This window comes from Sphingosinicella sp. (assembly GCF_052387495.1).
In the GTDB taxonomy this organism is placed as follows: domain Bacteria; phylum Pseudomonadota; class Alphaproteobacteria; order Sphingomonadales; family Sphingomonadaceae; genus Allosphingosinicella.
On sequence record NZ_JBQTJC010000039.1, the window covers coordinates 1 to 3,973 of the forward strand.

Below are 3,973 nucleotides of genomic sequence, written 5' to 3' on the forward strand. Positions count from 1 at the left end.
GCGCTCCTCCGGCGCCTTGTCGATGTTGGCGTAGCTCGTATAGGTCGCGCCGCCGGTCTCGGCGAGCACCTTGGTGATCGCCGCGGTCAGCGAGGTCTTGCCATGGTCGACGTGACCGATGGTGCCGCTGGCCAATATGTTCGGCTATGTCAACACGCTGCGGTCGATGACTCAGGGCCGCGCGCAATACACCATGCATTTCGATCACTACGAGCAAGTGCCGCCGGCGATCGCGGATGAAGTCCGCGCCAAGATGGCTTAGCGCGGAAGGTAAGGGAGCAGACCATGGCGAAGGCGAAGTTTGAGCGGACGAAGCCGCACTGCAACGTAGGGACGATTGGCCACGTTGACCACGGCAAGACGTCGTTGACGGCGGCGATCACGAAGATTCTGGCGGAGACCGGCGGGGCGACCTATACCGCCTACGACCAGATCGACAAGGCTCCGGAGGAGCACGCGCGCGGCATCACGATCGCGACGGCGCACGTGGAGTACGAGTCGGACAAGCGCCACTACGCGCACGTGGACTGCCCGGGCCACGCCGATTATGTCAAGAACATGATCACGGGCGCGGCGCTGAGGGACGGCGCGATCCTCGTCGTCTCGGCCGCCGACGGCCCGATGCCGCAGACCAAGGAGCACATCCTGCTCGCCAAGCAGGTCGGTGTGCCGACCATGGTCGTCTACCTGAACAAGGTCGACCAGGTCGACGATCCCGAGCTGCTCGAGCTCGTCGAGCTCGAGATCCGCGAGGAGCTTTCCAAGCGCGACTTCGACGGCGACAACATCCCGATCATCTCCGGTTCGGCGCTCGCCGCGCTGGAGGATTCGAACGAGGAGACCGGCAAGCAGTCGATCCTGAAGTTGATGGCCGCGGTCGACGAGTGGATCCCGCTCCCGGCGCGTCCGCTCGACAAGCCGTTCCTGATGCCGATCGAGGACGTGTTCTCGATCTCGGGCCGGGGCACCGTCGTCACCGGCCGCGTCGAGACCGGCATCGTCAAGGTCGGCGAGGAAGTCGAGATCGTCGGCATCAAGGACACGACCAAGACCGTCGTCACCGGCGTCGAGATGTTCCGCAAGCTGCTCGACCAAGGCCAGGCGGGCGACAATATCGGCGCGCTGCTGCGCGGCGTCGGCCGTGAGGAGGTCGAGCGCGGTCAGGTTCTGGCCAAGCCCGGCTCAATCACGCCGCACACCGATTTCTCGGCCGAGGTCTATGTCCTGTCGAAGGACGAGGGCGGCCGTCACACGCCGTTCTTCGCCAATTATCGTCCGCAATTCTACTTCCGCACGACGGACGTGACCGGCGAGGTCGTCCTCCCCGAGGGCACCGAGATGGTCATGCCGGGCGACAACGTCACTCTGGGCGTGAAGCTGATCGCCCCGATCGCCATGGACCCGGGCCTGCGCTTCGCGATCCGCGAAGGCGGCCGGACCGTCGGCGCGGGGGTTGTCGGCACGATTACGAAGTAATATAGGGGCCAGCCGCCCGGGTCCCTCACGAGATTCGGGCGGCTCGCTTTTCGAGTTGATTTTTGGCCGATCCGGGGCCGTCTGGTCCCGGTGAAACCGTGTTGCCCCGCAAGGGGTTGGCTCTTTCGCATCGGTAGTTGGACATGGAAACGCAGAATATCCGCATTCGCCTGAAGGCGTTCGATCATCGTGTGCTCGATCAGGCCACGGGCGACATTGCAGATACGGCGCGCCGCACGGGCGCGCTCATTCGTGGCCCCATTCCGCTGCCGACGCGCATCGAGAAGTTCACCGTGAACCGCAGCCCGCACATCGACAAGAAGTCGCGCGAGCAGTTCGAGGTGCGGACGTACAAGAGGCTGCTCGACATCGTGCAGCCGACGCCGCAGACGGTCGACGCGCTGATGAAGCTCGACCTCGCCGCCGGCGTGGACGTCGAGATCAAACTGGCGTAACGCGCCAGCCGTCATCCCGGCGAAGGCCGGGATGACAAAAACGGAGGATACCGCCGGGCTTGCCCGGGTCTGCGTCCCCGCCGTTTCGCCTTCGGGCGAAGCTCTGGCCCAGGCGGGGCACGCATCGTTTTAGCGGGTCAACACGCCCCCGGCGCTTGGTCGGGGGCCTCTGTCGAAGGAGTTTGGTCATGCGCACCGGCGTGATCGCGAAAAAAGTGGGGATGACCCGCCTGTTCCAGGAAGACGGCCGGCACGTTCCGGTCACCGTCCTGGCGCTCGACAATCTTCAGGTCGTTGCCCGCCGCGAGGCGGAGCGCGACGGATATACCGCCGTCCAGCTCGGCGCCGGCTCGGCGAAGGCGAAGAACCTGTCGAAGCCGCAGCGCGGCCATTTCGGCAAGGCCGAGGTCGAGCCCAAGGCGAAGGTGGTCGAATTCCGCGTCGACGAGGACGGCCTGCTCGACGTCGGTGCCGAATTGACCGCCGACCATTTCGTCGCGGGCCAGATGGTCGACGTCCAGGGCGTGACCCAGGGCAAGGGCTTCGCCGGCGCGATGAAACGCTGGGGCTTCAAGGGTCTGCGCGCCACCCACGGCGTCTCGATCTCGCACCGCTCGCACGGGTCGACCGGTCAGCGCCAGGATCCGGGCCGCGTCTTCAAGAACAAGAAGATGGCCGGCCATATGGGCGCGCGCAACCGCACCCAGCAGAACCTCGAAATCGTGCGCACCGACGCGGAGCGCGGCCTCATCTTCGTGCGCGGCTCGGTGCCGGGCCACAAGGGCAGCTGGCTGGTCGTCAAGGACGCCGTCAAGATCGCCCGCCCCGACACCGTGCCCTATCCCGCCGGCATCCGCGAGATCGCCGCCGAGATCGTCCACGAAGAGGCGCCGGCCGGCATGGTCGAGGAAGCCGCGGCCCATGCCGCGCCGACCGGTCCGACCGCCGAGGAGGCCGCGGCCATCCTGCGCGAGCAGCATGCGGGCGCGCCGATCGACGGCGAGGAGACTGCTCCGGGCGCCGAGGCCGGCGAGGCCGGCGCGGCCGACGAGAACAAGGAAGACTAAGATGAAGGTCAAGGTTCAGACCCTCGACGGCAAGGGCAAGGGCTCCGACCTGGAGCTCAACGATGCGGTGTTCGGCCTCGAGCCGCGCGCCGACATTCTGCATCGCGTCGTCACCTGGCAGCTCGAAAAGCGCCGCGGCACCGCCCGCGCCGCGCGCGAGCGCAGCGACGTCGCCCGCACCGGCAAGAAGTACGGCCGCCAGAAGGGTGGCGGCACCGCCCGTCACGGCGATCGGCGCGCGCCGATCTTCGTCGGCGGCGGCAAGGCGCACGGCCCCCGGGTCCGCGATTTCAATCCGTCGCTGAACAAGAAGGTGCGCGCGCTCGGCCTCCGCATGGCGCTGTCGGCCAAGGCCAAGGACGGCCATCTGGTCGTGCTCGACAATCTAGACGTGAACGAAGCGAAGACGGCGGCGCTGAAGGCGCAGCTCGGCAAGCTCGGCCTCGGCAAGACCGCCCTGGTGATCGACGGCGACGCGATCAACGTCGGCTTCGCCCACGCCTCGTCGAACCTGCGCGAGGTCAATCTCCTCCCGGCGATGGGCGCGAACGTCTACGACATCCTCAATCACGAGACTTTGGTGCTGACCCGCGCCGCGGTCGAGAAGCTGGAGGCCCGGTTCAATGGCTAAGGCGAAGCAGAGCGCGGCGCCGAAGGTCGACATCAATCACTACGATGTCGTCCTCGCCCCCCATATCACCGAGAAATCGACGCTGCTCTCCGAGCACAACGCGGTCGTCTTCAAGGTCGCGGGCAGCGCCACCAAGCCGCAGATCAAGGCGGCGGTCGAGGCGCTGTTCAACGTCAATGTGACGGGCGTCAACACCCTGACGACCAAGGGCAAGACCAAGCGCTGGAAGGGCCGGCCCTACACCCGCTCGGACGTCAAGAAGGCGATCGTGACGCTGGCCGACGGCCAGTCGATCGACGTCACCACCGGTATCTGAGGCTAGGGACGATGGCACTCAAGCAATA

At 66.5% G+C, this 3,973-nt stretch carries 6 protein-coding genes and 1 pseudogene; 6 read left to right on the forward strand and 1 reads right to left on the reverse strand.

Going from position 1 to position 3,973, the window contains the following annotated elements:
- Window positions 1–138, reverse strand: a 138-nt coding sequence (locus ACT4N8_RS02420; protein ID WP_444856549.1) for a GTP-binding protein, incomplete at its 3' end; no start/stop codon positions are given.
- On the opposite strand from ACT4N8_RS02420, the pseudogene ACT4N8_RS02425 reads away from it, so the two are divergent.
- The 6 genes and pseudogenes from ACT4N8_RS02425 to ACT4N8_RS02450 all read left to right on the forward strand — a co-directional run.
- Window positions 119–262, forward strand: a pseudogene (locus tag ACT4N8_RS02425) (hypothetical protein); the annotation flags it as partial. The gene ACT4N8_RS02420 and the pseudogene ACT4N8_RS02425 sit on opposite strands and share 20 nt — an antisense overlap.
- A gap of 23 nt (window positions 263–285) precedes the next feature.
- Window positions 286–1,476, forward strand: a complete 1,191-nt coding sequence (gene tuf, locus ACT4N8_RS02430) for an elongation factor Tu (protein ID WP_444856545.1) — start codon at window positions 286–288, stop codon at window positions 1,474–1,476.
- Between the two features lie 143 nt (window positions 1,477–1,619).
- Complete coding sequence (rpsJ, locus tag ACT4N8_RS02435) at window positions 1,620–1,931, forward strand: 30S ribosomal protein S10 (protein WP_044450118.1); 312 nt, start codon at window positions 1,620–1,622, stop codon at window positions 1,929–1,931.
- Window positions 1,932–2,119: 188 nt separating this feature from the next.
- Window positions 2,120–2,998 (forward strand): 50S ribosomal protein L3, encoded by an 879-nt coding sequence (gene rplC, locus ACT4N8_RS02440; protein ID WP_444856546.1) that lies wholly within the window; start codon window positions 2,120–2,122, stop codon window positions 2,996–2,998.
- Window position 2,999: 1 nt separating this feature from the next.
- Window positions 3,000–3,629, forward strand: a complete 630-nt coding sequence (rplD, locus tag ACT4N8_RS02445; protein ID WP_444856547.1) for a 50S ribosomal protein L4 — start codon at window positions 3,000–3,002, stop codon at window positions 3,627–3,629.
- On the forward strand, window positions 3,622–3,945 hold the full coding sequence (locus ACT4N8_RS02450) for a 50S ribosomal protein L23 (protein WP_444856548.1): 324 nt from the start codon (window positions 3,622–3,624) through the stop codon (window positions 3,943–3,945). Before rplD ends, ACT4N8_RS02450 begins: the two co-directional genes overlap by 8 nt.
- The last annotated feature ends 28 nt before the right edge of the window (window positions 3,946–3,973 follow it).

Bases quoted from the DNA above. Each gene is read 5' to 3' on its own strand.
- tuf (WP_444856545.1), top strand. From the start codon at position 286: ATGGCGAAGGCGAAGTTTGAGCGGACGAAGCCGCACTGCAACGTAGGG.
- rpsJ (WP_044450118.1), top strand. From the start codon at position 1,620: ATGGAAACGCAGAATATCCGCATTCGCCTGAAGGCGTTCGATCATCGT.
- rplC (WP_444856546.1), top strand. From the start codon at position 2,120: ATGCGCACCGGCGTGATCGCGAAAAAAGTGGGGATGACCCGCCTGTTC.
- rplD (WP_444856547.1), top strand. From the start codon at position 3,000: ATGAAGGTCAAGGTTCAGACCCTCGACGGCAAGGGCAAGGGCTCCGAC.
- ACT4N8_RS02450 (WP_444856548.1), top strand. From the start codon at position 3,622: ATGGCTAAGGCGAAGCAGAGCGCGGCGCCGAAGGTCGACATCAATCAC.